Consider the following 1,439-nt stretch of genomic DNA (forward strand, 5'->3'; position numbering starts at 1 on the left):
CTGTGTTTGCTTGACTTGCTTCTACTTGGTTTACATACGCTCGGCACTTTGAGCACGTCTCTAAATGTGTGGCGACCAAAAGACCAGAAACCGCATCAATGCTGCCCGAAGCGTACGCTTCTAACAAGTTGTTATCTGGATGTTTGTTCATAGTTGCTCCGTATGCATTGAGTGCCTTAACTTTTCTACTGCGAGTCTTAACCGAGACTTCACCGTGCCTAGTGGTATGTCAAAAAGTTCCGCTACTTGCTGATGTGGCAGTTCTTCGAGATAAACCGCTTGCAATACGTCTCTCTGATTTTTAGGCAAAGTATCAAGAAACTTCACCACCTGTTCCTTCAACATGTCTTGTTCTGGAGAATAATGGTCAACCAGATCTGGCGGATAATATTCCGATGGCCAAATGTCATCAGAATGGATGTGAAGCTCTTTACCCTTTTGTTTTCTGAGTAAGTCAAAACACAAGTTGCGGATAATCGTGTATATCCACGTCGATAACGCACTCTTCTTTCCATCGTAAAGATGAGCTTTTTGCCAGACCGTTGCCATGGTTTCTTGAACCATTTCCATAGCAACTTGCTCATTACCAACGTGCTTGTAGGCAAACTGTTTTAGCTTGGGTGCATAAAAACGGAATACGAACGCAAAAGCCTCTCTATCTTTGGCTTTTACTTTATCCATGTAAGCGTTCCATTCATTTCGCCCCAATTTTTGTGGGCTATCACTCATCATAATCAGCCTTTACTATAGAGAGGCTCTCACCTCCCTTCTTCCTAATCGGTGATGTCATCAACGAGAAGATTGAAGGCACCATTGTTTCCGTCATCAATGGCAACCGCTTGGTAGACAACACCATTCATTAAGTCTACTGGTAGCGAATCGATCGCGACCGCGTCAGGGTTGCCTGCTACGGTGACAGTTACGTAGTAAGTGCCTGCCGCAACATACAATCCTTTCGCACTTTCTTTATACGCAAAGTTTGTGATGGTTGGATCACTGCCCTCTATCCCTACTGACGTTGTGAGGTAGATATCCACCACCTCTGCTACTGGGTTGGCTGCCGCATGAGTCACGTTTAACGTCGCACTGGTTGCAACCGCTCTTCTCATGTCTTCACCATTAAAGACTCTATCGCGATAAAAGGGCTTACGACCCCGACAGCATATACGCTGTCATCTTTCCCGCCATCAACCCTTAGTCCATCAACATCAATTATCGGATGACTCGTAGTGCCATCGACAAGATGCCCTACTCGAACTTAGCTTGGTTTCCTGTGATTTCAATTATAGAAGAGGAGGAACCATCAAGAACGAGCTGCTTAACTAGTAAAGAGCTATTTGAATCACCAGTATTAATAGCTGCAATGGTCAAATTGCAGTTCGCAGAAAGCGTGACTGCACCCGAACCAAAAACAACGGAGTCGCCCACGATTAATCTAA

1 protein-coding gene and 2 pseudogenes are annotated in these 1,439 nt (G+C 44.9%); all 3 read right to left on the bottom strand.

Annotated features, from left to right (window positions below; translation table 11 throughout):
- Nucleotides 1-151: pseudogene (locus tag R7M72_RS24615) on the bottom strand (zf-HC2 domain-containing protein); the annotation flags it as partial.
- Nucleotides 148-732 (bottom strand): RNA polymerase sigma factor, encoded by a 585-nt coding sequence (locus tag R7M72_RS24620; RefSeq protein WP_140062232.1) that lies wholly within the window; start codon nucleotides 730-732, stop codon nucleotides 148-150. The pseudogene R7M72_RS24615 and the gene R7M72_RS24620, both read right to left, overlap by 4 nt.
- Before the next feature lie 41 nt (nucleotides 733-773).
- Nucleotides 774-1,439, bottom strand: a pseudogene (locus R7M72_RS24625) (2-dehydropantoate 2-reductase); the annotation flags it as partial.

Source organism: Vibrio sp. YT-18 (assembly GCF_033337345.1).
GTDB classification, from domain to species: domain Bacteria; phylum Pseudomonadota; class Gammaproteobacteria; order Enterobacterales; family Vibrionaceae; genus Vibrio; species Vibrio alginolyticus.

Excerpts from the sequence above, each read along its gene's own strand:
- R7M72_RS24620 (WP_140062232.1), bottom strand. The coding sequence starts at position 732 with ATGATGAGTGATAGCCCACAAAAATTGGGGCGAAATGAATGGAACGCT.